The following is a 26,809-nucleotide window of genomic DNA, read 5'->3' on the forward strand; positions in this document are numbered from 1 at the left end:
CAACCCTTGGCGCTGCCAGGCCGTCGCGGACCTGCGCGTCTAGGGCGTGGCCGGCGCGGGCGCGGGCTCGACCGGGCGGTGTCGCCAGTGGTCGAGCCACCCGGCGTCCGGGGCGCCGTCGAGCACCCCGCCGTCCGGGTCGTCCGGGTAGGTGGTGCGGACCGGGTCCAGTTCCGGGCGCATGATCTCCCGGATGACCAGCGCGCAGAGCACCACCACCGTGGTCAGCCGCAGCGTGGCGGCGAACACGAAGACCCCCTCCGGGAACACCGGCCGGGCGGTGGCCGCGCCGAGCAGTTCGCCGTAGAAGGCCACGAAGTAGCAGACCTCGGCCGCCTGCCAGGCCAGGAAGGCGCCCCACTTCGGGCGGGCCAGCACGGCCAGCGGCAGCAGCCAGAGCACGAACTGCTGCGACCACACCTTGCTGAAGATCAGGAACGCGGCGACCACCAGGAACGCGAGCTGGGCGAGCCGGGGACGGCGTGGCGCCGCCAGCGCCAGCGCGGCAACGCCGAGGCAGGCCAGCCCGAAGAGGGCGTACGAGAGCGCGTTCAGGGTGGGGATGTTGACGTTGAGCCACTCGAACGGGCCGAGGCTGGTCGGGTCCGGGCTGCCCACCTTGTTGTCCAGGTAGCGGCCGATGTACCAGAGGGTGCCCCAGTCGATCGCGCGTTCGGTGTTGAGTTCGAAGAACCGGTCCCAGTTCTCCCGGTAGGGGATGGCCACCGGCAGGTTGACCGCCACCAGCGCGACGACGGCGCTGCCGATGGCGGTGAGCGCGGCGCGCAGCCGTCCGGCGCGCAGGGCGAGCACCAGCACCGGGCCGAGGATGAACAGCGGCCACAGCTTGGCCGCTCCGGCCAGGCCGAGCAGGGCGCCGGCCAGGACGGGTCGGCTCCGCGCCCAGGCGAGCAGCCCGAACGCGGCCAGCCCGATGGCCAGCAGGTCCCAGTTGACGGTGGCGGTGAGCAGCAGCGCGGGTGCGAGCGCGAAGAGCGCGGCGTCCCAGGGTCGGCGGCGGCGCAGGGCGAGGATCACCGCGACGGTGGCCACCGCCAGCGCGCCGAGCACCAGCGCGTTCAGGTTGTAGAACCACTGGCCCTGGTTGAGCTGGGGGTCGCCGTCGCCGAGCGCGTGCACCGGCAGGCCCAGCGCGCCCATGAAGTAGCCGGTGAGCACCGGGTACTCGACGGGGTGGTCGCGGTAGGGGACCTTCCCCTCGTTGAGGCCCTCGGCGTAGTAGAGCGCCAGCACGTCGGTGTAGCAGAACCGGGTGTACTGCACGTTGTTCTGCCAGGCACCGTCCTGGCACGGCGACTTCTGCACCCAGTGCAGGGCCAGGGTCAGGCAGACCAGGGCCAGCACGATCCGGGCGGCCGTCCAGAACCGGCGCTCGCGCCCGGCCGGTCGGTCCAGCGCGGTCGCGTGGTCACCCAGTGGGCCGCCGATCAGTCCGGAGAGCCCGCGGACGAACCCGTCGGAGCGGGACGGGTGGTCGGGGGCCTCGTCGATGCCGCGCGTCGACTGCGTGCTCATGAAGGAGCATCCTGCCGTACGCGCGGGCTCCGCGTCCCGTCCCGCCCGACTTGTCGTACCCGAAACGCCGCCGGCGGCCGGCGTTGTCGTCGGCCGCCGGCGGAGCCGGTGGGGTCAGTACCGCCCGGTCGTGCGCGGCGGGGTGGTGGGCGACAGCCCGCCGCCGGTCCCGCCGTTGTCGGGCGGCGGTGGCGTGGCCGGGAGGGTCGGGCCGGTCGGTCTGCCGCCGCCGTTGTCGCCGCCGTCCGGCGGACAGAGCGGGTTCAGTACGTCCGGGCAGCCGGGCGGCGTCGACGGCTGGGTCGGTGGCGGCGACGGCGGGGCCGGCTCGGTGCCGTTGCCGGTGTCCGCGTCACCCATTCCGGTGACGGCCGGCAGGTCGGCGTTGGCCTTGCCCTTGAGCGCGGCGTCCATGTACCGCTTCCACAGCTTCGCCGGGAAGCTGCTGCCACCGATGTCGTTGCCGTCGTCGTCGACGATCGTCGGCTTCTTCGCGTCCCGGCTGCCGACCCAGACCGCGGTGGCGACGTTCCTGTCGTACCCGACCATCCAGGCGTGCGCGTTGCGCGGCGTGCCGTTGTGCTCCCAGGTGCCGGTCTTGCCGGCGGCGTCCCGGCCGCCGTCGAGGTCGGCGTTGTTCTTCTCCGGGATCTCCTTCAGCACCGCGGTCACCTCGCGGGCCACCTCCGCGCGGATCCGCTGCTGGCCGCCGGTCTTGTGCAGCTTCTCCCCGGTGCCGGGCACGCTGACCCACTCGCCGGTGGTCTTGTCCTGCTTCTCCACCGACAGCACGAAGTGCGCCTTGTTGTACTTCCCGTCGTTGGCCAGGGTGGCCAGCCCGTTGGCGTGGTCGAGCACGGTGATCGGGTACTGGCCGTAGCCCACCACCCGGTCGAACCGGCGCGGCGCGAGTTCCGCCGCCTCGGACGCGGTGAGGTCGTACGGCTTGGGCGGATCGACGGTCCACATCGTGCCGACCCCGGCGCGCTTGGCCATCTCGACCACCCGGTCCGGGCCGATCTCCTCGGTGACGTGGAAGAACGGCACGTTGTACGACCGGATCGTCGACTCCTCCAGGGTGCACCACTTGCCGCACACGCCCGCGCCCCGGCCGGCGTTCTGCACCTTGTCCTTGAACCCGCTCGGTTTGAACGGGGTGGCGTCCCAGTGCGACTTGACCGAGATGCCGGCGTCGATCGCGGCGGCCAGGGTGTACACCTTGAACGACGAGCCCGGCGGGTGCCCGCCGACGACGTCGCCGTTGGCGTTGGTGTTCTTCCCCGCGTAGTCGAAGTCGGCGCCGCTGTCCCCGCCGTAGTAGGCCAGCACCCGGCCGTTGCCCGGGTCGATGGAGACCGCCGCCGCCATCAGGTTCTTCGGCTGCCCGTGCAGCACCGAGCCCTTCCTGTCCGGCTGGGCCGCCGCCTCCAGCGCCTTCTGCAGCTTCCAGTCGATGGTGGTCTTGATCCGGTAGCCGCCGTCGCGCAGCTCGTCGACGCAGGCCGGCTTCCCCGGCGCACCGGAGTCGGAGCAGATCCCCCACTGCTCCAGTTCCTGCCGGACGTAGTTGACCACGTTGCCGCTCGGGGTCTTCACGCCGAACCCGTTGCCGTCCTTCGGCGGGGGCAGCACCTTGGGGTACTCGGTGGGCCGGTCCGGTCGGCCGGGCGCGTCCAGCCAGCCCTCGGCGACCATGCCGTCGATGACGTACTGCCAGCGGGACCGGGCGTCGGTCGGGTTGACCGCCGGGTCGTAACCCTGGTGGGTCTGGCTGGCGACGGGCTGCTTGATGAGGGCGGCGAGCACCGCGCCCTGGGCCGGGGTCAGCTTCGCCGCGGAGGTGTTGAAGTACGTCTGTGCCGCCGCCTCGATGCCGTACGCGCCGCGGCCGAAGTAGATCACGTTCAGGTAGTGCTGCATGATCTGCGGCTTGGTGTACTTGTCGTTCAGCTTGGAGGCGAGGATCGCCTCCTTCACCTTCCGGCCGTACGTGTCGTCCTGGAGGTTGTCGAACGCGTTGCGGGCGTACTGCTGGGTGATGGTCGAGGCGCCCTGCTTGTCGCCGCCGGTGAAGTTGTTCCACGCGGCCCGGGCGATGCCCTTGTAGTCCACCCCGGAGTGCTTGTAGAAGTTCCGGTCCTCGGCCGCCGCCACCGCGTCCTGCACGTGCTGCGGGATCTGGTCGATGGTGACGAACGTGCGGTTCTCGCTGCCGAGCTTCGCCACGATGCTCTTGCCGTCCGCGGCGTACACGGTGGTGGAGAGCGGCAGCGGCACCTCGTTCGGCAGCACCACCCGGGTCGAGTACCAGGTGAAGCCGACGACGCCGAGCCCGGCCAGCATGATGAGGACCGCGAACCCCGCGACCAGCGTGTTCAGCCGTTTTCGCTTGCGCCTGGGTGGCCGGGCCGCGGCCGGACCGCCCGCGCCGCGCCTGCCGCCGCCGGGACCGACCGGACCGGCCGGCCCACCCGGCCCGCCGGCGGCCGGCGGCACGGTGGCCCGGGCCACCGACGCCCGAGCGCCCACCGCCGCCGAACCGCCGACCCGGGCCCGTCCCCCGGCCGGCGCCGCACCTGCCGGGGCGCCACCGACCGTGGCCCGCCCGGCCCGACCGCCAGCGGCGGGTGGCATCGAGACCCTGCCGGGGCGACCGACCGGGGCGGTACCCCCGGCCGCCGGTCCGACCCGCCCGGGCGGCTCACCGCCTGTGCGGCGGTACGCGTCCGCCGGCGCCGGATCGCCGTGGCGACCCGGAATCCGGGCCCGCCCGCGTGGGGAACCGGGATGACCGTCCACTCCACTCGTGCTCATGAAACCGCATCCTGCCGCACGAGCCGGCCCCGCGTGCCCCTCTCACGTCGTGGCGGGGACGCGAAACGCCGCCGGCGACCGGATCTCTCCGGCCGCCGGCGGCGTTCCCGGCCTCAGTAGCCCGCAGTGGTGCGGGGTGGTGTGCTGGGCAACAGTCCGCCCCCGACGCCACCGAACGGGTTCGTCGTGCCGCCGTTGTTGCCACCGCCGCCGTTGTTGCCGCCACCGTCGTTGCCGCCGCCGTCGTTGCCACCACCGTCGTTGCCGCCGCCGTTGTTGCCGTCGCGCGGGCAGAACGGGTTCAGCGGGTTCGGGCAGCCCGGCGGGTTCTGCGGGACGGTCGGCGGGGGCGGCGCCTCGCCGTTGCCGGACTCCGGGTCACCGACGTTGGCCGCGGGCGGGAAGTCGAGCTTGTCCCAGTCCTTGACCTTGTGCGCCTCGTCCATGAACCGTTCCCAGATGGTGCCCGGCAGGTTGCCGCCACTGATCCGGGTGCCGTTCTTCATCTTGAGCGGCTTGCGCTCCTTGACGTTGCCCACCCAGACCGCGGTGGCGATCTGCGGCGTGTAGCCGATCATCCAGGCGTCGCCGTTCTCCGGGCTGTCCGGCTTCTGCTCCCAGGTACCGGTCTTGGAGGCGGCCTTCCGGCCGTCGTCGAGCCGGTGGTTGACCTGGGCCGGGTACTGCTCCAGCACCGAGGTCACGTCGGCCACGACGTCCTTCGGGATCCGCTGCTCGCCCTTGAGCTTCTCGCCGCCGCCGGGGACCTTCACCCACTTGCCGGTGTTCTTGTCCAGCTTCTCGACGCTGTAGAGGAAGTGCGCCTTGTGGTAGACGCCCTGGTTGGCGAAGGTGGCGACCCCGTTGGCGTGGTCCAGCACGGTGATCGGGTACTGGCCGTAACCAACGACGTGGAAGAACGGCCCGTTGGGGTGCGCGATCTTCTCCGGGTCGCTGCTGGTGAGGTCGTACGCCTTCGGCGGGTTGGTGTCCGACCGCCAGATGGTGCTGACCCCGGCATCCTTGGCCATCTGGATGACCTTGTCCGGCCCAATGTCCTCGGTCACGTGGTAGAAGGGCACGTTCAGCGACTTCAGCGTGGAGACCTTCAGCGTGCAGGAGTTGCCGCAGGAGGGGTTGTCCACGCCGGCGTTGCTGACCTTGAACTTCGTGCCCGGCGGCGTGAAGGCCCGGCCCTTCCAGCGCGACTCGAGCGCCTTGCCCTCCTTGAGCGCCGCCGCCAACGTGTAGATCTTGAAACTCGAACCCGGCGAGTGGCCGCCGGTGACGTTGCCGTTGGAGTCGGTGTTCTTGCCGGCGTAGTCGGTGCCGGTGCCGTTGTCGCCGCCGTAGTAGGCGAGCACCCGGCCGGTCTTCGGCTCGACCGCCACCACCGCCGCCATCAGGTTCGCCGGCTGGCCGTTCAGCTCGGAATCCTTGGCCTTGCGCTGGGCGACCGCGACCGCCGCGTCCTGGATCTTCTTGTCGATGGTGGTGCGGATCCGGTAGCCACCGGCCATCAGCGCCTGCGAGCAGAGCGGCTTGGCGTCGGTGACGTCGGCCTCGCTCTCGACGCAGAGGCCCTTCTCGCGCATCTCGTCCCGGACGTAGTTGATCACGTTGCCCTGGGGCGTGTTCACGCCGAAGTCCACCCCGATGGCGCCCTTGTTCGGCTTCTGGATGTTCTTCGGGTACTCGGTCGGCCGCTGCGGCCGGCCGGGCGCGTCCAGCCAGCCCTCGGCGACCATGCCGTCGATGACGTACTGCCAGCGGCCCTGCGCGTCGGTCGGGTTGACCGCCGGGTCGTAACCCTTGTGGGTGGCGGTGGCCTGCGGCTGCTTGATCAGCGCGGCCAGCACCGCGCCCTCGGCGACGGTCAGCTTGCTGACGTCCTTCTTGAAGTACGTCTGCGCCGCCGCCTGGATGCCGTACGCGCCGCGGCCGAAGTAGATCACGTTCAGGTAGTGCTGCATGATCTGCGGCTTGGTGTACTTGTCGTTGAGCTTGGAGGCGAGGATCGCCTCCTTCACCTTCCGCGCGTACGTGTCGTCGTTCAGGTTGTCGTAGGCGTTGCGGGCGTACTGCTGGGTGATGGTCGAGGCGCCCTGCTTGTCGCCGCCGGTGAAGTTGTTCCACGCGGCCCGGGCGATGCCCTTGTAGTCCACACCCGAGTGCTTGTAGAAGTTCCGGTCCTCGGCCGCCGCCACCGCGTCCTGCACGTGCTGCGGGATCTGGTCGATGGTGACCAGGGTGCGGTTCTCCTCGCCCAGCTTGGCGATGATCGTCTTGTTGTCGTAGGCGTAGATGGTGGTCGCCTGCGGCGGGTCGGTGTCCTCGGGCAGCACCACGTTGGTGGAGTAGTAGGTGAAGCCCACGACGCCGAGGCCGGCCAGCATGATGAACACCGCGAAGCCGGCGATCAGCATGTTCATCCGCTTGCGCTTGCGCGCCCGGGCCGCCGCGGCCGGGTCACCCGCGCCACGACCACCCCGACCGGGACCGGTCGGCCCGCCGGGGCCACCCGGCCCGCCGGAGACCGGCGACACGCTGGCCCGGGCCACCGCCGCCGACCCGCCTACCCGGGCCCGCCCGGCCGACGCCGCACCCACCGCGGCGGCTCCGACCGTGGCCCGCCCGGCCGGACCGCCCGGCGCCGGGGAGACCGGCACCGTGGCCCGACCCGCGCCCGCCCGGCCACCGCCGGGCGCCGGGGAGACCGGGACCGAGGCCCGGCCGGCGCGCCCGACGGAGGCGGAACCCGCCGCCGAGCCGCCGCGCGGGGGCACAGCGGCCGAACCGCCGACCGAGGCTCGGCCACCCGCCCCGCCCCGCGGCCCCACCGAGGCCCGGCCGGCCGGGGCCGAACCGTCCGCGGCCGCCCAACCGTTCGCGCGCGGCTCACCACCGCGGCCGTACGCGTCGTCCGCCCGTCCCGGGTCGCCGTTCTGGCCCGGGATCTGGGCCCGCCCACGCGAAGAACTGGGATCGCCGTACGAGTTCATTCCTCACACCCTGCCGGTCGCGGTGGAGCGCGGATGCGCCGCCACCGGGTTGCCGTGAGTTGAGACACCCGCCACGGCGGCACACACGTGCCGATCAGCCGGTGTCAGTTCCGTATCAATCGGGCCATTCGGACCAACGAGCTGTCGGTCGCCCCAGCTCTCCTCCACCGGGTCAACCGATCCAGCTGGGATCACCGTTGCGCCTCTCGCCTCCGTCGAGTGGCCGGCGCGGCGGCCGCGGCGTTGCCGCCACCCACCGCGTCCTGGTCCGGCCCGCCCTCGCCGCCACCGGTGAGCCCGTCCCGCCCGAGCAGGAACTGCTCGACGAGATGGTTCCAGTCACAGCCGAGGCACACCTCCACCACGAAAACCTGGAACTCACGCAGCGTCATCGCCAGCACGGGCAGTTCCGCCAGGGTGCGGGCCTGGCCGGCGGACTGCTTGAGTTCGTCCCCGTAAATGTAGTGGACGTGGATCAGGTTCTCGCTCCGGCAGATCGGGCACCGCTCGTCGGTCGGCTCACCGTGGAACCGAGCAGCGTTCTTCAGGTACGGCGAGGCGTCGCAGACGTCGTAGGTGCCGACCCGCCCGGCGAGGAGCTCACGCAGCACCGCCCGCTTCTGGAGCGAGTAGTCGACGACCTGGCGCTGCGTACGCATGCGGAGAAGGGTACGCGGTCTCGCCTGACGAGGCGACCGTGGTGACGATGCGTGACGACAGGAACTCGGATTGGGGGTTTGCCCTGATCACGGTGAACCGCTAACGTGCGATGTATCGGTCCGATACATCGCGGCGGTTAGCACTCCCCGCACAGGGTAAGGGAAGGGTGGTCCGTGCTCGAGCTCGCCATCCTCGGCCTGTTGCAGGAGTCTCCGATGCACGGCTACGAGCTGCGCAAGGAGTTGACCGCAAAGCTCGGAGCCATCCGGGCGGCGATCAGCTACGGCTCGCTCTACCCGACCCTGCGGCGGCTCCAGGCGGCGGGCTGGATCGCCGAGGCCGCCGAGACACCCGCCACCGCCGAGGAGGTTCCCGCGCTGACCAGCCGACGAGGTCGGGTGGTCTACAAAATCACCGCGGAGGGCAAGGAACGCTTCGCTCAACTCATCGCACAGGCCGGGCCCGAGACGTACGACGACACGGGCTTCGGTGTGCACTTCGCGTTCTTCGCCCGGACCGACCAGGCGACCCGACTGCGCATCCTGGAGGGTCGCCGGCGAAAGATCGAGGAGCGTCGCGAAGGGCTTCGTGACGTGCTCGGCCGGGCGGCCGAGCGCCTCGACGCGTACACCCTGGAACTGCAACGCCACGGGCTGGAGGCCTGTGAGCGCGAGGTTCGCTGGCTGGAGGAGCTCATCGCCAACGAGCGCTCCGGCCGTGCCCCGACGGTCCCGCAGCCCGGGACGGCCGGCGGCCGACGAGAAGACACCAGCCCGCCTCCGCCTGGAGAGTCCAGGAAAGAGCGGCCGTGATGAAGAAGAAGGAGGCAGACGCTATGGGCTCCGTCCGCGTCGCCATCGTCGGTGTGGGGAACTGCGCCTCGTCCCTGGTACAGGGCGTGGAGTACTACCGGAACGCCGACCCGAACGACCGCGTCCCGGGTCTCATGCACGTCACCTTCGGCGACTACCACGTTTCGGACGTGCAGTTCGTCGCGGCGTTCGACGTGGACGCCAAGAAGGTGGGCATGGACCTCGCCGAGGCGATCGTGGCCAGCGAGAACAACACCATCAAGCTCTGCGACGTGCCGCCGACCGGCGTCACCGTGCAGCGCGGCCCCACCTTCGACGGTCTGGGGCAGTACTACCGCGAGATCGTCGAGGAGTCGGACGCCGAGCCGGTCGACGTAGCCAAGGCGCTGCGCGACGCCCAGGTCGACGTGGTCGTCTCCTACCTGCCGGTCGGCTCCGAGCAGGCCGACAAGTTCTACGCCCAGGCCGCGATCGACGCCGGCTGCGCGTTCGTGAACGCCCTGCCGGTCTTCATCGCCTCCGACCCGGAGTGGGCGCAGAAGTTCACCGACGCCGGCCTGCCGATCGTCGGTGACGACATCAAGAGCCAGGTGGGCGCCACCATCGTGCACCGGGCGCTGGCGAAGCTCTTCGAGGACCGCGGTGTCGAGCTGCTGCGCACGTACCAGCTCAACTTCGGCGGCAACATGGACTTCATGAACATGCTGGAGCGCAACCGCCTGGTCTCGAAGAAGATCTCGAAGACCCAGTCGGTGACCTCCCAGATCCCGCACGAGATGAGCAAGAGCGACGTGCACATCGGCCCGTCCGACCACGTGCCGTGGCTGGACGACCGCAAGTGGGCGTACATCCGCCTGGAGGGCCGCTCGTTCGGCGACACCCCGCTCAACGCCGAGCTCAAGCTCGAGGTGTGGGACTCGCCGAACTCGGCCGGCGTCATCATCGACGCGGTCCGGGCCGCGAAGATCGCGCTGGACCGGAAGATCGGCGGCCCGATCCTGTCGGCCTCGTCGTACTTCATGAAGTCCCCGCCGGTGCAGTACGCCGACCACGACGCGCACGCCGCCGTCGAGGCGTTCATCGCCGGCGAGGTCGAGCGCTGACGCGCTGACCACCAGCACCGCCGAGGGCCGGGTCCGCACGGACCCGGCCCTCGCGTGTTCCGGTCGATCGGGTACGGGGACCGGCCGGTCAGCTCCAGCGGGGCCTGCTCCGCCGGGCCGCGGCCGCGCGTTCCGCCCGGCGGGCGGCGAGCGCCTCGGCGCTCAACCGCTCCCCGCCGGAGATCGGCTGGAACATCGGGTTCACCTCGCCGTAGCTGATCACGAACGCCACCACGTCGATGATCACGTGCGTCGTCTTCAGCGTGTAGACCGAGACCAGGTCGAGGTCGTTGCTGACGCCCGAGAAGAACGCGTTCGACAGCGTCTGGTTGGCCTGGAAGTTGATGGTGGAGAACTCCGCGGGGCGCGGCGTGCCCTCCGGGAAGATCTGGAGGAAGCCGGCGCCGAGCGGACCGGTGACGGTCACGTTGCCGAACACGCCCTCACCGAAGAAGACGTAGTCGCCCAGGTTGACGTGGATCGTTCGGCCGGCCAGGAGCCGGCCGGAGCTGTCCAGGTTGCCGGTGCGGTTCTCGATCCGGGCCCGCCCGATCGGCGTGCGGGTGTCGATGACCCGCTGCGGCGTGACCGGGACGATCCGGCTGGCGGTGCCGCTGGTGTAGACGAAGTCGACGATGCTGAACCCGTCGGACCGGCCGGAGACCGCCAGCAGCGTGCCGGCGCTGTTCATGCCGATCGAGCCGACCTCGGCGGTCGGCGGAAGAGTGTCCCCGCTCGGGGCGAGCCGCAGCGCCGGTTCGGCCAGCGTGATGTCGTTCGGGTACGGCGTCGTCCTGGCGTTCTCCAGCCGCAGCGTGGCGCCCGTGGCGGCGCTCCGCAACGTCGTGGTCTGGTCCACGGCGTCGTTGTCCCGGCCTTGCAGGACCGGGTCTCCGGGAGCGGCCTGGGCGGGGCCGGCGGCGCTCGCCCCGACCACCCCGGTGCCGGCGATCCCCGCGGCGACGGTGCCCGCTCGGCGCAACAGCCGGCGGCGGTTGACGGTCCTGTCCTGCCTGTCGTTCATGGGAAGCCCCCGTCGAGGTCGGGCGGATCAGACGCCTCGATCCTCAGCGCCGAGCGTGATCCGTCGCATCGACCGATCGGTCGCTCCCGATCCGTTCGGCCGACGGCTCGCGTGTCTCCGGCCGGCCCGACGGCTCGCGTGCTCTCCGGCCGGCCGGGAGCCGCCGGTGGGTCAGCCGGAACCGAGCAGGGAGCGTTCGAAGTCGACCCGGGCCTCCAGTTCGAGCAGGAAGCGCTTGCGGTCCAGACCGCCGCCGAAGCCGACCAGCTTGGCGCCGGCGCCGACGATCCGGTGGCAGGGCACGATGACCGGGACCGGGTTGCGGTTGCAGGCCACCCCGACCGCCCGGGCGGCGCCGGGATCGCCCACCCGCCGGGCCACCTCGCCGTAGGTGAGCATGCCGCCGTACGGGATCCGGGTCATCTCGCGCCACACCGCCCGCTCGAAGTCGGAGCCCCGGGGCGCCGCCACCGGCAGGCTGAACTCGATCAGCTCGCCGGCGAAGTAGGCCCGCAGCTCCGCCACCGCGCGGCGGGAGAACCCGTCGCCCGGCTCGTCGGCGGCGCCGGCGACCCGGCCGAAACGCGTACCGCGGACGCTGTCGTCGTCGGTGGCCACGGAGAACTCTCCGATCGGCGAGTCGAGCACGGTCCAGCGCATCCACCCATTGTCGTCCACCGGTCCGACAGATCCCGCCGGCAGCCGCCCGGTGCCGCGTCCCGGTCGAGAGGCCCTGGTGCGCGCAGCGGGCTGGCGGAGCCGCGGCGCCCCTACCGGGCTGACGCCGCCCCGGCTCCGGCCGGCGCTCAGAGCAGGGTGACGCCGAGCAGCAGCGCGCCGGCGACGAGGCAGGCCCCGCCGGCCACGGTCAGCCAGATCAGCTTGTTGGGCCGGGTGTCCTGCGGCCGGACCACCGAGAGGAAGAAGCCGAGCGGCATCAGGATCGGCGCCGCGACCAGCAGCGACCGGATCAGCGTGCGGGTGCCGTCGGACGCGTCGGCCTGGTCGACGTAGGGCAGCACGGCGAGCGCGAACAGCACCAGCACCCCGGCGTGGGCGTGGCCGGCGGTCCACAGCCCCCGGCGGACCGGGTTGTCGAGGTAGCCGGCCTTGCGCCGGGCCAGGTGGGTGAGCAGGGTCAGGCCGCCGTACGCGACGGCGACCACGGTGATCAGCAGGACGCCGGCGGTGGTGCGGGTTGCCTCGGACATGGAAACCTCCGTCTTGTCATTGTCAAGATTCACCGATCGACGCAATCTTGTCAACAGCTAGATTCCTTGTCGGACACCCGCCGCGACCGGCCGGGACGTTGCGCGGGATCGATACCGTGCGGGTCGTGGCCACGGGGACCCTGCTCTTCCTCATCATCGGCGGCATCGGCGTCGGGGTGCTGGCGCTCGCGCTGCTCGGCACCGAACTGCTCCACTTCGGTCAACCCGATCTGGACGGTCCGGTGTCGGTCGAGGCGGTCGCCGGGTTCGTCGGGGCGCTCGGCTTCGGCGCCGCGATCGTCAACGAACTGCTCGGCGGGGGCGGCCCCGGCGCGATCGCGGCGGCGGTGGCCGGCGGAGTTCTCGCGGCCGTGCCCACCGCGTGGGTGGCGGCCCGGCTCGGCCGGGCGGCCCGCGACATGCCCACCGACGCGACCCCCAACCGCCACCACCTGGTCGGCGCGCTCGGCCTGGTGGTCACCCCGGTGCCGGTCGACGGCTACGGCGAGGTCCGGGTCCGCGTGGCCGGCCAGCCGGTGAAGCTCAACGCCCGGGCCGACCGGCCGATCCCGGTCGGCGCCCAGATCTTCGTGGTCGAGGCGCTCAGCGAGACCAGCGTGCACGTCGAGACCTACTGAACCCCCTCATAAGAAACAGGACGGTCACATGCCCCTTCTCATCGCCATCGGCGGCGCGGTCCTCCTCGTCCTCGTGCTCATCCTCTTCGTGCTCTCCCGGATCAAGGTCGCCGGGCCGAACGAGGCCTTCATCGTCACCGGCCGCAAGGGCCGCACCACGCAGACCGCCGACGGCGGCCGGTCGACCGACATGTCCGGGCAGAAGGTGGTGCTCGGCGCCTCGGTCTTCGTCCTGCCGGTGGTGCAGAAGCTCCAGTCGCTGGACCTGTCCAGCCGCCGGATCGACGTCGGGATCAAGGGCGCGGTGAGCAAGCAGGGCATCCGTACCGAGCTGCACGGGGTCGCGATCGTCAAGGTCGGCGGCACCGAGGACGCCATCCGCGCGGCCGCCCAGCGCTTCCTGCACCAGCAGGACGAGATCGAGGACTTCACCCGGGAGGTGCTCGCCGGCGCGCTGCGCTCGATCGTCGGCCGGCTCACCGTCGAGGAGGTCATCCGGGACCGGGCGGCCTTCGCCAGCGCGGTGGCCGAGGAGGCCGAGCACTCGATGACCAACCAGGGCCTGGTGCTGGACACCTTCCAGCTCCAGGACATCCTCGCCGAGGGCTCCTACCTGCAGGACCTGGGCCGGCCGGAGGCCGCGCGGGTGCTCAAGGACGCGGCCATCGCCGAGGCCCGGGCCCGGCAGCAGGCCGAGCAGGAGCGGCTGCTCGCCGAGGAGGCGATCGCCGAGGCCAACCGGAACCTGGCGCTCAAGCAGGCAGCCATCCAGGCGGAGATCGACGCGGCCAAGGCGAAGTCCGCCGCCGCCGGGCCGCTCGCCCAGGCCGAGCGGGACCAGGCGATCCTCTCCGAGCAGCAGAAGGTGGCCGAGCGCAACGCCGAGCTGAAGCAGCGCCAACTGGACACCGAGGTGCGCAAGCCGGCGGACGCCGCCCGGTACAAGGTCGAGCAGGAGGCCGAGGCGGCCCGCAACGCCGCGGTGTTGAACGCCGACGCGCAGCGGCAGGCAGTCATCGCCGCCGCTCAGGCCGCCGCCGAGCAGGCCCGGCTCACCGGTGAGGGCGAGCGGGCCCGGCGGGCCGCGCTGGCCGAGGCGAACGCGATCGAGGGCGCCAAGGAGGGCGAGGCCGAGCAGCGGCGGCGCTCCGCGATCGCCGAGGCGGTCGAGCGGGAGGGCCAGGCCGAGGCGGCGGCCATCCTGGCCAAGGGGCAGGCGGAGGCGGACGCGATGGCCCGCAAGGCCGAGGCGTTCGCCGCGTACGGCGAGGCGGCGGTGCTCGACCTGCTGGTCAAGGTGCTGCCGCAGGTGGTCGAGGCGGCCAGCGCGCCGATCGGCGCGATCGACAAGATGACGGTCATCTCGACCGACGGGGCCTCCTCGCTGACCAAGTCGGTGGCCGGCAACGTGGCGCAGGGGCTCCAACTGGGCAGCGACCTGACCGGCATCGACCTGGCCGGCCTGCTGGCGAAGCTCGGCTCGGCGTCGTCGTCGGGCAACGGCAAGCCGGCGGTGGACGGCACCGCGGTCGAGGCGAAGTAGCGCCGACCGTAGGGCGAAGGGCGTCGCTCCCCGGGGGCGGCGCCCTCCGCGTCGGCTCAGTCGCGCAGGCCCTCGTCGCGGGCCCAGCGCAGCAGCTCGGCCTCGGCCGTCTCGCGGTCCAGCGGGCCGCGCTCCAGGCGCAGGTCCTTCAGGTGCTTCCAGGCGCGGCCGACCACCGGCCCCGGCGGTACGCCGAGCAGCTCCATGATCGCGTTGCCGTCCAGGTCGGGGCGGACCCGGGCCAGGTCCTCCTCGGCGGCGATCCGGGCGATCCGCTCCTCCAGCGCGTCGTAGTCGGCGGCGAGCTGGGCCGCCTTGCGCCGGTTACGGGTGGTGCAGTCCGACCGGGTGAGCTTGTGCAGCCGCGGCAGCAGGTCACCGGCGTCGGCGACGTAGCGGCGCACCGCCGAGTCGGTCCACTCGCCCCGGCCGTAGCCGTAGAACCGCAGGTGCAGCGCGACCAGCGCGGTCACCTGAGCGGTGACGTCCTTCGGGTAGCGCAGCGCCTTCATCCGCGCCTTGGTGAGCCGGGCGCCGACCACCTCGTGGTGGTGGAAGCTGACCCGGCCGTCTGGGCCGACCGCCTTGGTCGCCGGCTTGCCGACGTCGTGCATCAGCGCGGCCATCCGGAGCACGAAGTCGCAGCCGTCCTCCTCGTACGAGACCGCGTTGCTCACCACGGTGAGGGTGTGCTCGTAGACGTCCTTGTGCTGGGCGTGCTCGTCGATCTCCAGCTTCAGGCCGGTCAGCTCCGGCAGGAACCGGTCGGCCAGCCCGGTGTCGACCAGCAACCGGAGCCCGGTCACCGGGTCGGCGCCGCAGAGCAGCTTGGTGAACTCGTCGCGGATCCGCTCGGCGGTGATCCGGTCCAGGTCGGCGGCCATCCGGGTCATCGCCGCGTGCACGTCCGGGTGCACCGCGAAGCGCAGCTGGGCGGCGAACCGGGCGGCCCGGAGCATCCGCAGCGGGTCGTCCCGAAACGACTCCTGCGGCGACGCCGGGGTCCGGATCACCTTCGCCGCGAGATCGGCCAGCCCGCCGTGCGGATCGGTGAACCGGTGCTCGGGCAGGCTGACCGCCATCGCGTTGATGGTGAAGTCCCGCCGCTTCAGGTCCTCGGTCAGGTCCGTGCCGTAGCTGACCACCGGATTGCGGGTGACCTGGTCGTACGCCTCGGCCCGGAAGGTGGTGATCTCCAGCCGCAGCCCGTCGCGCTGGGCGCCGATGGTGCCGAACTCGCGGCCGGTCTCCCAGATCGACTCGGCCCAGCCCCGGACGATGCGCAGCGTCTGGTCGGGCAGCGCGTCGGTGCAGAAGTCGAGGTCCTCGCCGAGCCGGCCGAGCAGGGCGTCCCGCACCGAACCGCCCACCAGGTGCAACTCGTGGCCGGCCTTCGCGAACCGGCGGCCGAGCTCGTCGGCGACCGGCGAGACCCGGAGCAGTTCGGCGACGGCGTTGCGCTGCGCGGCGGTGAGTTCGCGGCGGTCGGCGGCGGCACGGGGAGCGGAGGCTTCGGACATGGGATCGCCAGCCTATCGGTCCCGGTGCGGATGTCCTCTGCCGGGCGCGGGTAGCAGGTGCGCGTTGACTATCGTCATGCTCGTGCGGGCCGGTGCCGGCTCCGGATACCCCTTGGAGGCGAGAAGATGAGCGGCGGGCTCTACCGCAGCGCGAACGCCATGGGTGACGGCGGCGGGCGGCCTCCGGCGGACGGCGCCACGTTCATCTCGGCGGAGCCGCTCAACCAGCCGGCGATGGAGTCGACCGCCCCGCCGCCGGAGCAGGTGGCCGAGGGCAGCGCCGCGACCAACAGCGCGGTGATGGCGATCGGCAGCCTGGTCAGCCGGGGCACCGGCTTCCTGCGCACGCTGGCGCTGACCGCGGCGCTGGGCGGCGCCCTGGTCGGCGACGCGTACACCACCGCGCAGATCCTGCCCGGGATGGTCTACGAGTTCCTGCTCGGCGGCATCCTCACCAGCGTGCTCATCCCGGTGCTGGTGCGCCGGCGCAAGGCCGACGCCGACGGCGGTCAGGCGTACGCCCAGCGGCTGCTCACCCTCGCGGTGGTCACCCTGGCCGCGGCCGCGCTGCTCGCCGTGGCCGCCGCGTCGCTGCTCACCATGCTCTACACCAGCGACAACCGCGGCGAGGCTTACCAGGAACTCGTCACCAACCTGTCGTACCTGATGCTGCCGATGATCTTCTTCACCGGCCTCAGCGCGCTGATCAGTGCGGTGCTCAACACCCGGGGGCACTTCGCCGCCCCGATGTGGGCGCCGATCCTGAACAACATCGTGGTGATCGCCACCGCCGGGCTCTACATCGCGATCTTCGGCGCCGAGATCATCCGGCCGGAGCAGATGACCACCGGGCGGATCCTGCTGATCGGTGGCGGCACCCTGCTCGGCGTGGCGATCCAGGCCGCCGGCCTGCTGCCGGCGCTGCGCAAGGTGGGCTTCCGGTGGCGGTTCCGGTTCGACTTCCGGGCGCTGGGCCTGGCCGAGCTGGGCCGCCTCGGCGCCTGGATGTTCTGCTACGTCGCGGTCAGCCAGATCGGCCTGATCGTGCTCTTCAACCTGCTGAACCGGGCGGGTGACGGGGACGCCGGCGCGCTGATCTACAACAACGTCTTCCTGCTGCTGATGATGGCGCACGGCATCATCGCCGTCTCGATCATCACCGCGCTGATGCCCCGGATGAGCGCGGCCGCCGCCGACGGCCGGTACGCCGACCTCGCCGCCGACCTGTCCCGGGGCACCCGCACCGTCTCGGCGGTGCTCGCCCCGATCGCCGTCTGCTACGCGGTGCTGGCCACCCCGCTGTCGGTGACCCTGTTCCGCTACGGCGCGTTCAGCGACGACAACGCCGCCGACACCTCGCTGGTGCTGCTGGTCGCCGCGCTCGCGCTGGTGCCGTTCGCGATCAGCCAGTTGTTCACCTTCGCCTTCTACGCGCTCCCCGACACCCGCACCCCGGCGCTGATCAACATTCCGGTGGTGGCGCTGCGGATCGGCGTCCAGATCATTCTCTTCGCCGCCTTCGCCGCGCACTTCGCGGCCGCCGGAATGATGATCGGCAACGCGGTCTCCTACCTGGCCGCCGCGATCGCCTCCGCCTGGCTGCTGCGGCCCCGGGTGGGCCGGATCGGGCTCGGCGCGATCACCCGCACCCTGGCCCGGGTCGCGGTCGCCGCGCTCGGCGCGGCCCTGGTCGGCCTGCTGGTGGTCGCGCTGCTGCCCGGCGACGACACGCCGAGCCGCGCCCAGGCGCTGGCCCAGTTGGTGATCGGCGGGGCGGTGATCGGCGGTACCTATCTCGGTCTGGCCATGGCGCTGCGGATCGGTGAGATCACCGAGGTGGTCGGGATGGTCCGGCGCCGGCTCGGCCGCTGACCGCCGCCCGGCCCTACCCGCCGGTACGAAGCGTGACGGTGGATCACCAGCCTGGGGATGCGCCTGTGGATAACTCCGCGATTCCCCGCTCAGTCACCGGATCGAGCTGTGGATAACCAACCGGACGGCTGAGTATGGCGCCCCGTTCGTCGGGAACCCCCCGGACATCGACGCGGCCGCGACACCGTTCCGGCCCCTGCGTCGAGCCCTTGCGGTCTACCTCTAGATTGGCTAGTACATGTGCCAGCAACGTGGTTGACAACGGTCGTAACCGGACGAGCTCGTCTACTCCCGAAACCTCGCTGGGTGCGGCGGGAAGATGACATGTCGGGGAGACGGCCCAGCCGGGTAAGGTCGCTCTCGACGGGTACGGCAGGCACCGGCGCTCGCGCCGACACCGGTCGGCCGGCCCCTGAAAGACAGAGCGGGAAGCCACATGCCCAGCAGCGCGGGTCCATCGATCGACACGATCACCGAGGGAGGACGGGTGACCCAGGTCGGCGAGGGTCAGGACGCGGACGAGAGCGCTCCTCCGGTCATGACCTTCGGTGCTCCCACGGCCGGTGAGATCCTCGCCGAGCGTTACGAGCTGGTCGAGCACATCAACAACGACAGCGCGGGCCGGCTGGTCTGGCGCGGGGTCGACGTCGTACTGCGCCGTCCCGTCGCGGTCGTGCTGCGCTACCCGGGCGGCGAGTCCGCCACCGAGATGCTCCAAGCCGCCGTCGCGGCCAGCCGGGTCATCCACCCCAACCTGGTCGGCGTCTACGACGCGATCGACGAGGGCGAACGGGCGTACGTGGTTCGCGAGTGGGTCGACGGCCGGTCGCTGCGCGAACTGGTCGCCGACGGCCCGCTCGACGGGGCCCGGGCGACCACCATCGGCAACGCCGTCGCCAGCGCGCTGGCCGCCGTGCACGCCACCGACATGGTGCACGGCAACGTCCACCCCGGCACGGTGATGATCAGCGACGACGGCCGGGTGGTGCTGGCCGACGCGCGCACCGACGGCGACGACAGCCAGGAGAGCGACGTCCGGGCGGTCGGCGGCATCCTCTACTTCGCGCTGACCGGGCACTGGCCGCACACCGAGGCCCCGCTGCGCGGCGCCACCGCCGGCCACGGCCGGGCCGCCATCCCGGACGCGGTGCGCGACGCGACCGGCGCGCTCGCCGCGCCCCGGCAGGTCCGGGCCGGCGTGCCGGCGTACCTCGACGACCTGACCATGGACCTGCTCGACGCCGAGGTCGCGCCGCCGTCCTCGGACGTGCTGGCGGCCGAACTGGCCCGGCTCGACGTGCCCGCCGACGAGCAGTACCTGGACAACAGCGGCCCGCTGCGGTTCGCCGCGGACACCGGCGACGAGCCGTCGCCGCTGGCCGCCGCCGGCGGTCGCAAGGTGGCCATCGGCATCGCCGGCCTGCTCGCCGTCGCCCTGGTCGGCCTGCTGATCGGCATCAGCGCGCTCGGTGGCGACGACAAGGACCCGCAGACCAACCCGGTCGCCCAGCCCACCTCCAGCGCTCCCGCCGACGACGCCAGCCCGGCTCCCGCCGTGGGCCCGATCAAGATCACCAGAGCTCAGATCATCGACCCGGACGGAGACCGGACCGAGGTCAAGAACGCCGACAAGGTGTTCGACGGTGACGAGGACGAGGGCTGGGAGACGCAGACCTACCGGCGGGCCGCCAACTTCGGCAACCTCAAGAAGGGCATGGGGGTCTGGATCGACCTCGGCTCCGAGCGCAACGTGAAGTCGGTGCAGGTCCTGCTCTCCGCCCAGGGCGCCTCCGCCCAGCTCTTCCACGGCACCACCGAGCACCCGTCGACCAAGGCCGGTGACGCCCAGCTCGTCGCCGACTACCAGCAGAAGCCGGTCGGTCGGGCATTCGAGGAGCACGACGGCACCACCATGACCTTCACCGGCTTCAACGCCGAACAGAAGTACCGCTACCTGCTCTTCTGGATCACCGAGCTGCCGGACAGCGACGGCGGCTACAAGGTCGGCGTGCAGGAGATCAAGGTCCAGGGTTCGTGAGCCGCTCGTCGCACCCCGGGCGTCGCCTCCGCCGGACGCGATGATGACCGGGCACGGCGAGCGGGCGGACGGGTCGGCGGGCACCACGGGTGGCCCGCCGCTCGCGTCGTCACCGGCCGAGGCCAGCGACCTGGACCTGCTGCACGCCCACGTGGCCGGCGACCGGGACGCCTTCGCCGAGCTGTTCCGCCGGCACCGGGACCGGCTCTGGGCGGTCGCCCTGCGCACCCTCGGCGACCGCGAGGAGGCCGCGGACGCCCTCCAGGACGCGCTGCTCTCGGCGCACCGCGCCGCGGCCCGCTTCCGCGGCGACTCGGCCGTCACCACCTGGCTGCACCGGATCGTGGTGAACGCCTGCCTGGACCGGATCCGGCGCCGCCAGGCGCATCCGACCGTGCCGCTGCCGGACGGGGTGCACGACCGGGAGTCCGGGTCCGCCACCGGCGGCGTCGAGCCGGCCGCGCCGGCACCGGACCACGACACCGCGCTGGTCGTCCGCGACGCCCTCGCCGCGTTGCCGGTCGAGCAGCGGGCCGCGCTGGTCCTGGTCGACGTGCAGGGCTACCCGGTGGCCGAGGTCGCCCGGATGCTCGGCGTGGCCGAGGGGACGGTGAAGAGCCGGTGCGCCCGGGGCCGGGCGCGGCTGGCCACCATGCTCGGTCACCTCCGGCCGCGAACCACCGCCCGGCCCGGACAGCCGGCGGGCGGGCCGGAGCCGGACGTGCCGGGTGTCACCCTCGGGAACCCCCGGGCTCCCGAGGGCGTCGGATCGGGGTCGGGACGATCCCGGCGGGATGCCAACCAGGAGGACGCGTGAGCGCCGGGGGCTTCAGCGAGGTCGACCACGACCTGCTCGCCGACTACGTCGGCGGGGCGCTGGAGGGCACCCCCGAGGAGGCCACCGTCGCCCGGCTGGTCACCGAGGACCCCGCCTGGTCCGAGGCGTACGCGCTGCTGGCCGCGGCCGTGGCCGGGGTCCGCGCCGACCTGGCCGGCTGGGGCGAATCGCCCGAGCCGATGCCGGCGGCGGTGACCGACCGGATCCTGGCCGCCCTCGCCGCGCAGCCCGTCGACGTACCGTCCGACGAGACTCCGGCCGACCCCACCGCGGCCACCGGGTCGCGCGCGGTGTCCGCCGAGCCGGACACCGCCGCCGCGCCGGCGGTCGTGCCGGCGCAGCCGGTGGGTGGCTCCGGGCGGCGCCCGGCCGGCGTACCCCGATCGGAGCCGGGGCGCGGCGCGGCGACCGGCCCGGGCCGGCGGCGGCGCCGGTTCACCCGGCTCGCCGGTCCGGTGGCGGTCGCCGCGGTGTCGATCGCCGCGGTCGGGCTCGGCGTGAACCAGCTCGCCGGTAACCGGTCGGAGGACGGGGCGGCCGGAACGGCGGTGAGCGACAGCGCCGAGGGCCGGACCGCGCCCGAGGCGGCCGGTCCGGCGGCGGCCGGCGCCTCCGGCGCCCAGCAGCGCAGCGGGACGGACTACACCCCCGAGACGCTCGGCGGCCTGTCCACGCTGAAGGCCGTGCCGTTCGGCAGCGGCGCCCCGGCCCGGGTCGACGCGGAGGGCGGGCGGATGGCCGCCCCGGGCGGTCTCGACCGGCTCGCCGACCAGGCCGCGCTGACCGCCTGCCTGGGCGACATCGGCACCGAGCACGGCGCCGGGCCGCTGGTGGTCGAGGTGGTCGACTACGCCCGGTTCCAGGGGCAGCCGGCGCTGGTGGTGCGCTTCACCGACAACTCCGGTGCCCGGTGGGCCTGGGTCAGCGGACCCGGGTGCGGTGTCCCCGGATCTGGCGCGGACACCCGGTACCGCACGCGGGTAGGGTGAAATCGCGGTCGGGCGTTTGACCGTCCACGTGACCTGACCCACCGGATGACCGGCTCGGGAATCCCCGGTTCGTACGATGACGTTCTGGAAGTCAGCTGCCGGCACCCCCGAGGCGTCGGCACTCGGATCGGCATCGGTGCGCGTGCCGATGGCGAACACACACAATCGGGAGACGGCAGTGGACGAGGTCCGCAACCTGATCATCATCGGCTCCGGGCCGGCCGGCTACACGGCGGCGGTCTACGCCGCACGCGCCAACCTCAAGCCGCTGGTCATCGAGGGCGTGCAGTCCGGCGGCGCGCTGATGACCACCACCGAGGTGGAGAACTTCCCCGGCTTCGCCGACGGCATCCTCGGTCCCGAACTCATGGACAACATGCGCAAGCAGGCCGAGCGGTTCGGCGCCGAGTTCCTCACCGACGACGTCACCCGGGTCGAGCTGGTGGACACCGGCGACGTCGGCTCCGGGGCGACCAGCACGGTCTGGGTCGGCGAGACGGCCTACCGGGCCCGCGCGGTCATCCTCGCCACCGGCTCCGCCTGGCGTCCGCTGGGCGTACCGGGTGAGCAGGAGTACCTGGGCCACGGTGTCTCCTCCTGCGCCACCTGTGACGGCTTCTTCTTCCGCAACCAGAACATCGTGGTGGTCGGCGGTGGCGACTCGGCGATGGAGGAGGCCAGCTTCCTGACCCGGTTCGCCGACTCGGTGACCATCATCCACCGCCGGGACTCGTTCCGGGCCAGCAAGATCATGGCCGACCGGGCGCTGGGCAACGAGAAGATCAAGGTCGAGTGGAACACCGTGGTCGAGGAGATCCTCGGTGCCGACGGCAAGGTCTCCGGCGTCCGGGTGCGCAACGTGCACACCGGTGAGTCGAAGGTGCTCGACGTCACCGGTGTCTTCGTGGCGATCGGCCACGACCCGCGCAGCGAGCTCTTCCGGGGGCAGGTGGAACTCGACGCCGAGGGGTACGTGAAGGTCGAGGCTCCCAGCACCCGGACCAGCGTGCCCGGTGTCTTCGCCGCCGGCGACCTGGTCGACCACACCTACCGGCAGGCGATCACCGCCGCCGGCACGGGCTGTGCGGCCGCGCTGGACGCCGAGCGCTTCATCGCCACGCTGCAGGGCTGAACAACCAGATACACATCCCCGGAGGAGGGTCATAGATGGGTGCAACCAAGTCGGTCACCGACGCGAGCTTCGCGGCCGACGTGCTGAAGTCCGACAAGCCGGTGCTGGTGGACTTCTGGGCGGAGTGGTGCGGGCCGTGCCGCAAGGTCTCGCCGCTGCTGGAGGAGATCGCCGGCGAGATGGGTGACCAGGTCACCATCGTCAAGCTCAACATCGACGAGAACCCGGAGACCGCCCGGACCTACCGGGTGATGTCGGTGCCGACCCTCACCGTGTTCAAGAACGGCGAGCCGGTGCAGTCGATCGCCGGGGCCAAGCCGAAGGGCGAACTGGTCAAGCTGATCGAATCCGCGCTCTGAGCAGCATAAACACCACTTTTCCGACCCCGCGCCCGCGCAACAGCCGGGCGCGGGGTTCGTCTTTTCCGGACGGCCGCACCTCGACCCCGCGGAACGCATAACCTCAACCCGGGGCCCGGTGGCCGGCGCCCCGGCAACCCGTCAACGAGGCGAGCACCTCCGTTCCAGTCGCGGTCCTGCGACCGCGGGGCCCGGCCAGCCAGCATCCGCGCAGAGGGGGTCGTGCGTGCGTCCGATCCGACCCGGAGACCGTGGGCCCGCCGTGACGGAGATCCGTACGGTGCTCTCCGGCCTCGACCTGCTCACCCCGTCGCCCGGCCCGGGCGACGAGTTCGACCCGCAGACCGAACGGGCCGTGCGGGCCTTCCAGCAGTCCCGTGGGCTGAGCGTGGACGGGCGGGTGGGTGCGGAGACCTGGCGGGCCCTGGACGCCGCCCGCTGGCGGCTCGGCGCCCGCACCCTCTACCACGCGGTGCCCGAGCCGCTCACCGGTGAGGACGTCCGGTCGCTGCAGGAGCGGCTGCTGGAGATGGGGTACGACGTGGGGCGCGCGGACGCCATCTACGGCATCCGGACCGCCCGGGCGGTCGCCCAGTTCCAGCGCGAGGTCGGGCTGACCCCGGACGGCTCGTGCGGCCCGCACACCATGGACGCGCTGCGCCGGCTGGGCCGCAAGGTGGTCGGGGGCCGGCCGCAGTGGCTGCGCGAGTCGGACGCGATCCGGCAGTCCGGGCCGACGCTGGTCGGCAAGACGGTGGTGATCGACCCTGGGCACGGTGGCACCGACCCGGGCGTGGTGGTGCGGGACGGGCCGCTGTGCTGGACCGAGGCGGACCTGGTGCACGACCTGGCCAGCCGGCTGGAGGGGCGGCTCGCCGCGTCCGGGGTCCGGGTGCAGCTCACCCGTGGCCCGTCGCCGCGTACCTGCCTGCCCGACGTCGACCGGGCCCAGCTGGCCAACTCGCTCGGCGCGGACGTGTTCATCTCGCTGCACACCGACGGGCACGCCAACCCGGCCGCCGAGGGGGTGGCCACGTACCACTACGGCACCGACAACGGGGTGACCTCGGCGACCGGGGAGCGGCTGGCCGGGCTGGTACAGCGGGAGATCGTGGCGCGTACCGGGCTGCGCGACTGCCGTACCCACGCCAAGGCGTGGGACCTGCTGCGACTGACCCGGATGCCGGCCGTCCGGGTCGAGGTCGGTTACCTCACCTCGCCGGCCGACCGGGCCCGGCTGGTGGATCCGCGGTTCCGCGACCGGGTGGTCGAGGCGATCGTGGCCGGGGTGCAGCGGATGTACTTCCCGATCGAGCGGGACGTGCCGACCGGCTCGATCGACGTGAGCGAGCTGCGGGCGGTGGTGGCCGCCGGCACGGTGGTGGACTGACCGGCGGCGTGGCGTCCCGTCCCGGGAGTGGTCGGTCGGGCGTGCGGCGTTCAGCCGATCGAGGAGCGGGTGGCGGGGGCGGGTCGGACCGGCCGCAGCAGGGTCTCCGGGCTCATCGAGCCGAGCAGCTTCTCCAGCGCGTACTCGACGTCGGACTTCCAGCTCAGCGCGGTGCGCAGTTCCAGGCGGAGGCGCGGGAAGCGGGGATGCGGACGAACCGTCTTGAAGCCCACCGAAAGGAAGAAGTCGGCAGGAGCCAGGCAACCGCCGGCCGGGTCGTCGGAGTCGCCGAACTTGGCGTCGCCGAACGCCTCGATCGCCTTGATGCCGCGCTTGGTGAGGTCCCGCGCGACACCCTGGACCAGCATCCGGCCCAGCCCGCCGCCGGCGAAGGCGGGCACCACGTTGGCCGTCATCAGCAGCGCGGCGTCGGCCGAGACCGGCGAGGTGGGGAACGCCATCGAGCGGGGCACGTAGGCGGGCGGGGCGTACATGACGAAGCCGGCCGGCATGCCGTCGACGTAGACCAGCTTGCCGCAGGAGCCCCACTCCAGCAGCGTCTGGGAGACCCACGCCTCCTTCTCCAGGCCCGGGTCGCCGGCCGCGCAGGCCCGGTCGGCGGAGACCGGGTCGAGTTCCCAGAAGACGCACTGCCGGCAGGGGCGGGGCAGGTCCTCCAGCGTGTCCAGGGTCAGACTGACCAGACGTCGCGACATTGGCGCATCCCCACACTCAGGCTCGGTGATGAACCGGCACGGAACGACCCCGCCGCCTTCCTGCCCCCGACCAGCGATCGTACGCCGCGAACGGACGTCAGGGGAGAGGACGCGCGAAACCCCACCTCCGGGTGGCCGTCCGCCGGGTCCGGCATGTGGAAGCCTGCCCCCGGCGCGGCGTCATCCGGGCGCGAGCGGACTACGATCGACATTCGGCGTCCCGTGTCGCCATGGTCGCCGGTGTCCGGGGTACCCCGGGACGGAAGCCACCCGAGCAGCCATCGAGGTGATGTCATGACCGGCACGACACTCGACGACTACACCGACCGGTACGCCCGTCGGGTCCGGGGCATGACCGCCTCCGAGATCCGAGCGCTCTTCGCGGTGGCCAGCCGGCCGGAGGTGGTCTCGCTCGCCGGTGGCGCCCCCTACATCGCGGCACTGCCGCTGGACGCGGTCGGCGAGATGCTCGGCCGGCTCGGCGCCGAGCACGGCACCACCACCCTCCAGTACGGCATCGGGCAGGGCACCCTGGAACTGCGCGAGCGGATCTGCGAGGTGATGTCCCTCTCCGGCATCGACGCGGCCTGCGGCGCCTCCCCGGAGGACGTGGTGGTCACCGTCGGCGGTCAGCAGGCGCTCGACCTGGTGGCCCGGCTCTTCCTCGACCCGGGTGACGTGGTGCTCGCCGAGGGGCCGACCTACGTCGGCGCACTCGGGGTGTTCCAGGCGGCCCAGGCCCAGGTCGTGCACGTGCCGATGGACGACGACGGGCTGATCCCGGAGGCGCTCGAGGTGGCCATCGCCGAGCAGGCGCGCGCCGGCCGCCGGGTGAAGTTCCTCTACACCATCCCGACCTACCAGAACCCGACCGGCGTCACGCTGACCGAGGAGCGGCGCGAACGGGTACTCGACATCTGTGAGCGCGCCGGCCTGCTCGTGGTCGAGGACGACCCGTACGGCCAGCTGGGCTTCGAGGGCGACGCGCCGGCGCCGCTGCGCGCGCGCCGGCGGGACGGCGTCTTCTACCTGAGCACGTTCTCCAAGACCTTCGCCCCCGGGCTGCGGGTGGGCTGGATCCTCGCGCCGCACGCGGTCCGCGACAAGCTGGTGATCGCCAGCGAGGCGCAGATCCTCTGCCCCAGCGGCTACGCCCAGGCGGCCGTCACCACCTACCTGTCGACCATGCCCTGGCGGCAGCAGCTCAAGGTCTACCGGGAGGTCTACCGGGAGCGGCGGGACGCGATGCTCACCGCGCTGGCGGACCTGATGCCCGACGGCACCACCTGGACCACCCCCGGTGGCGGCCTCTTCGTCTGGGCCACCCTGCCCGACGGGCTGGACTCCAAGGCGATGATGCCGCGGGCCATCGCCGCCCGGGTGGCGTACGTGCCGGGCACCGGCTTCTACGCCGACGGCACCGGCAGCGGCAACATGCGGCTCAACTTCTCCTTCCCGTCGCCGGAGCGGATCCGGGAGGGCGTGCGCCGGCTGGCCGGCGTGATGGAGCAGGACATCGCCATGCGGAAGGTCTTCGGCGCGGTGGGCCGGCCCGGCGTGCGACGCGGGCAGGCCGGTTCGGACACGCCGGGACCTGACTTGGCATGATTTC

21 protein-coding genes are annotated in these 26,809 nt (G+C 72.3%); 12 read left to right on the forward strand and 9 right to left on the reverse strand.

All coding sequences use genetic code 11. The annotated features are described in order from the left end of the window. Positions 1-39: 39 nt before the first annotated feature. The 4 genes from SM577_RS22185 to SM577_RS22200 form a co-directional block, all read right to left on the reverse strand. Entirely contained in the window at positions 40-1,536 is a 1,497-nt protein-coding gene (locus SM577_RS22185; protein ID WP_474580200.1) for a glycosyltransferase family 87 protein, read from the reverse strand. 114 nt (positions 1,537-1,650) lie between these two features. Further along, positions 1,651-4,350, reverse strand: coding sequence for a transglycosylase domain-containing protein (locus tag SM577_RS22190; protein WP_474587875.1), 2,700 nt, complete (start codon positions 4,348-4,350; stop codon positions 1,651-1,653). A gap of 113 nt (positions 4,351-4,463) precedes the next feature. Further along, complete coding sequence (locus SM577_RS22195; RefSeq protein ID WP_474587876.1) at positions 4,464-7,352, reverse strand: transglycosylase domain-containing protein; 2,889 nt, start codon at positions 7,350-7,352, stop codon at positions 4,464-4,466. A gap of 191 nt (positions 7,353-7,543) precedes the next feature. Next, positions 7,544-8,011: a DUF5318 domain-containing protein gene (locus tag SM577_RS22200; protein WP_474580197.1), complete on the reverse strand. Its 468-nt coding sequence runs from the start codon at positions 8,009-8,011 to the stop codon at positions 7,544-7,546. Positions 8,012-8,185: 174 nt separating this feature from the next. Here SM577_RS22200 and SM577_RS22205 point away from each other — a divergent pair, with 174 nt between their 5' ends. Then, positions 8,186-8,824, forward strand: coding sequence for a PadR family transcriptional regulator (locus tag SM577_RS22205; RefSeq protein ID WP_088996671.1), 639 nt, complete (start codon positions 8,186-8,188; stop codon positions 8,822-8,824). A 23-nt stretch (positions 8,825-8,847) separates the two neighbouring features. Then, a complete protein-coding gene (locus tag SM577_RS22210; RefSeq protein ID WP_302922500.1) occupies positions 8,848-9,927 on the forward strand; it encodes an inositol-3-phosphate synthase in 1,080 nt (359 codons plus the stop codon). Between the two features lie 88 nt (positions 9,928-10,015). Here SM577_RS22210 and SM577_RS22215 read toward each other — a convergent pair whose 3' ends face one another. The 3 genes from SM577_RS22215 to SM577_RS22225 form a co-directional block, all read right to left on the reverse strand. Beyond that, the gene (locus SM577_RS22215; RefSeq protein ID WP_474587877.1) at positions 10,016-10,951 is read right to left on the reverse strand and encodes a hypothetical protein; all 936 of its coding nucleotides are present in this window, start codon (positions 10,949-10,951) and stop codon (positions 10,016-10,018) included. 171 nt (positions 10,952-11,122) lie between these two features. Next, positions 11,123-11,611: a methylated-DNA--[protein]-cysteine S-methyltransferase gene (locus SM577_RS22220; protein ID WP_474587878.1), complete on the reverse strand. Its 489-nt coding sequence runs from the start codon at positions 11,609-11,611 to the stop codon at positions 11,123-11,125. A 146-nt stretch (positions 11,612-11,757) separates the two neighbouring features. Next, complete coding sequence (locus SM577_RS22225; protein WP_302922497.1) at positions 11,758-12,162, reverse strand: hypothetical protein; 405 nt, start codon at positions 12,160-12,162, stop codon at positions 11,758-11,760. Positions 12,163-12,278: 116 nt separating this feature from the next. On the opposite strand from SM577_RS22225, the gene SM577_RS22230 reads away from it, so the two are divergent. Further along, the gene (locus SM577_RS22230; RefSeq protein WP_302922496.1) at positions 12,279-12,800 is read left to right on the forward strand and encodes a hypothetical protein; all 522 of its coding nucleotides are present in this window, start codon (positions 12,279-12,281) and stop codon (positions 12,798-12,800) included. Between the two features lie 28 nt (positions 12,801-12,828). Then, positions 12,829-14,343: a flotillin family protein gene (locus SM577_RS22235; protein WP_474587879.1), complete on the forward strand. Its 1,515-nt coding sequence runs from the start codon at positions 12,829-12,831 to the stop codon at positions 14,341-14,343. 56 nt (positions 14,344-14,399) lie between these two features. Here the strand turns inward: SM577_RS22235 and SM577_RS22240 are convergent, their stop codons facing one another. Beyond that, positions 14,400-15,863 (reverse strand): CCA tRNA nucleotidyltransferase, encoded by a 1,464-nt coding sequence (locus SM577_RS22240; protein ID WP_474580194.1) that lies wholly within the window; start codon positions 15,861-15,863, stop codon positions 14,400-14,402. A gap of 126 nt (positions 15,864-15,989) precedes the next feature. Here SM577_RS22240 and murJ point away from each other — a divergent pair, with 126 nt between their 5' ends. The 7 genes from murJ (at position 15,990) to SM577_RS22275 (ending at position 24,481) form a co-directional block, all read left to right on the forward strand. After that, positions 15,990-17,735: a murein biosynthesis integral membrane protein MurJ gene (gene murJ, locus SM577_RS22245; protein WP_302922493.1), complete on the forward strand. Its 1,746-nt coding sequence runs from the start codon at positions 15,990-15,992 to the stop codon at positions 17,733-17,735. A gap of 436 nt (positions 17,736-18,171) precedes the next feature. Beyond that, positions 18,172-19,773, forward strand: a complete 1,602-nt coding sequence (locus tag SM577_RS22250; RefSeq protein ID WP_302922492.1) for a protein kinase family protein — start codon at positions 18,172-18,174, stop codon at positions 19,771-19,773. A 43-nt stretch (positions 19,774-19,816) separates the two neighbouring features. Further along, on the forward strand, positions 19,817-20,590 hold the full coding sequence (sigM, locus tag SM577_RS22255; RefSeq protein ID WP_474580193.1) for an RNA polymerase sigma factor SigM: 774 nt from the start codon (positions 19,817-19,819) through the stop codon (positions 20,588-20,590). Beyond that, a complete protein-coding gene (locus SM577_RS22260; protein ID WP_474587880.1) occupies positions 20,587-21,600 on the forward strand; it encodes a hypothetical protein in 1,014 nt (337 codons plus the stop codon). The genes sigM and SM577_RS22260 overlap by 4 nt, the downstream gene beginning before the upstream one ends. A gap of 178 nt (positions 21,601-21,778) precedes the next feature. Beyond that, entirely contained in the window at positions 21,779-22,732 is a 954-nt protein-coding gene (gene trxB / locus SM577_RS22265) for a thioredoxin-disulfide reductase (RefSeq protein WP_302922489.1), read from the forward strand. Positions 22,733-22,767: 35 nt separating this feature from the next. After that, positions 22,768-23,091: a thioredoxin gene (gene trxA, locus SM577_RS22270; protein WP_088996685.1), complete on the forward strand. Its 324-nt coding sequence runs from the start codon at positions 22,768-22,770 to the stop codon at positions 23,089-23,091. A gap of 226 nt (positions 23,092-23,317) precedes the next feature. After that, positions 23,318-24,481: an N-acetylmuramoyl-L-alanine amidase gene (locus SM577_RS22275; RefSeq protein ID WP_302922488.1), complete on the forward strand. Its 1,164-nt coding sequence runs from the start codon at positions 23,318-23,320 to the stop codon at positions 24,479-24,481. 50 nt (positions 24,482-24,531) lie between these two features. Here the strand turns inward: SM577_RS22275 and SM577_RS22280 are convergent, their stop codons facing one another. Then, positions 24,532-25,197, reverse strand: a complete 666-nt coding sequence (locus SM577_RS22280; protein ID WP_302922487.1) for a GNAT family N-acetyltransferase — start codon at positions 25,195-25,197, stop codon at positions 24,532-24,534. Positions 25,198-25,491: 294 nt separating this feature from the next. On the opposite strand from SM577_RS22280, the gene SM577_RS22285 reads away from it, so the two are divergent. Beyond that, entirely contained in the window at positions 25,492-26,805 is a 1,314-nt protein-coding gene (locus SM577_RS22285) for an aminotransferase-like domain-containing protein (protein ID WP_474580191.1), read from the forward strand. Positions 26,806-26,809 lie beyond the last annotated feature (4 nt).

This window comes from Micromonospora desertarenae (genome assembly GCF_056150265.1).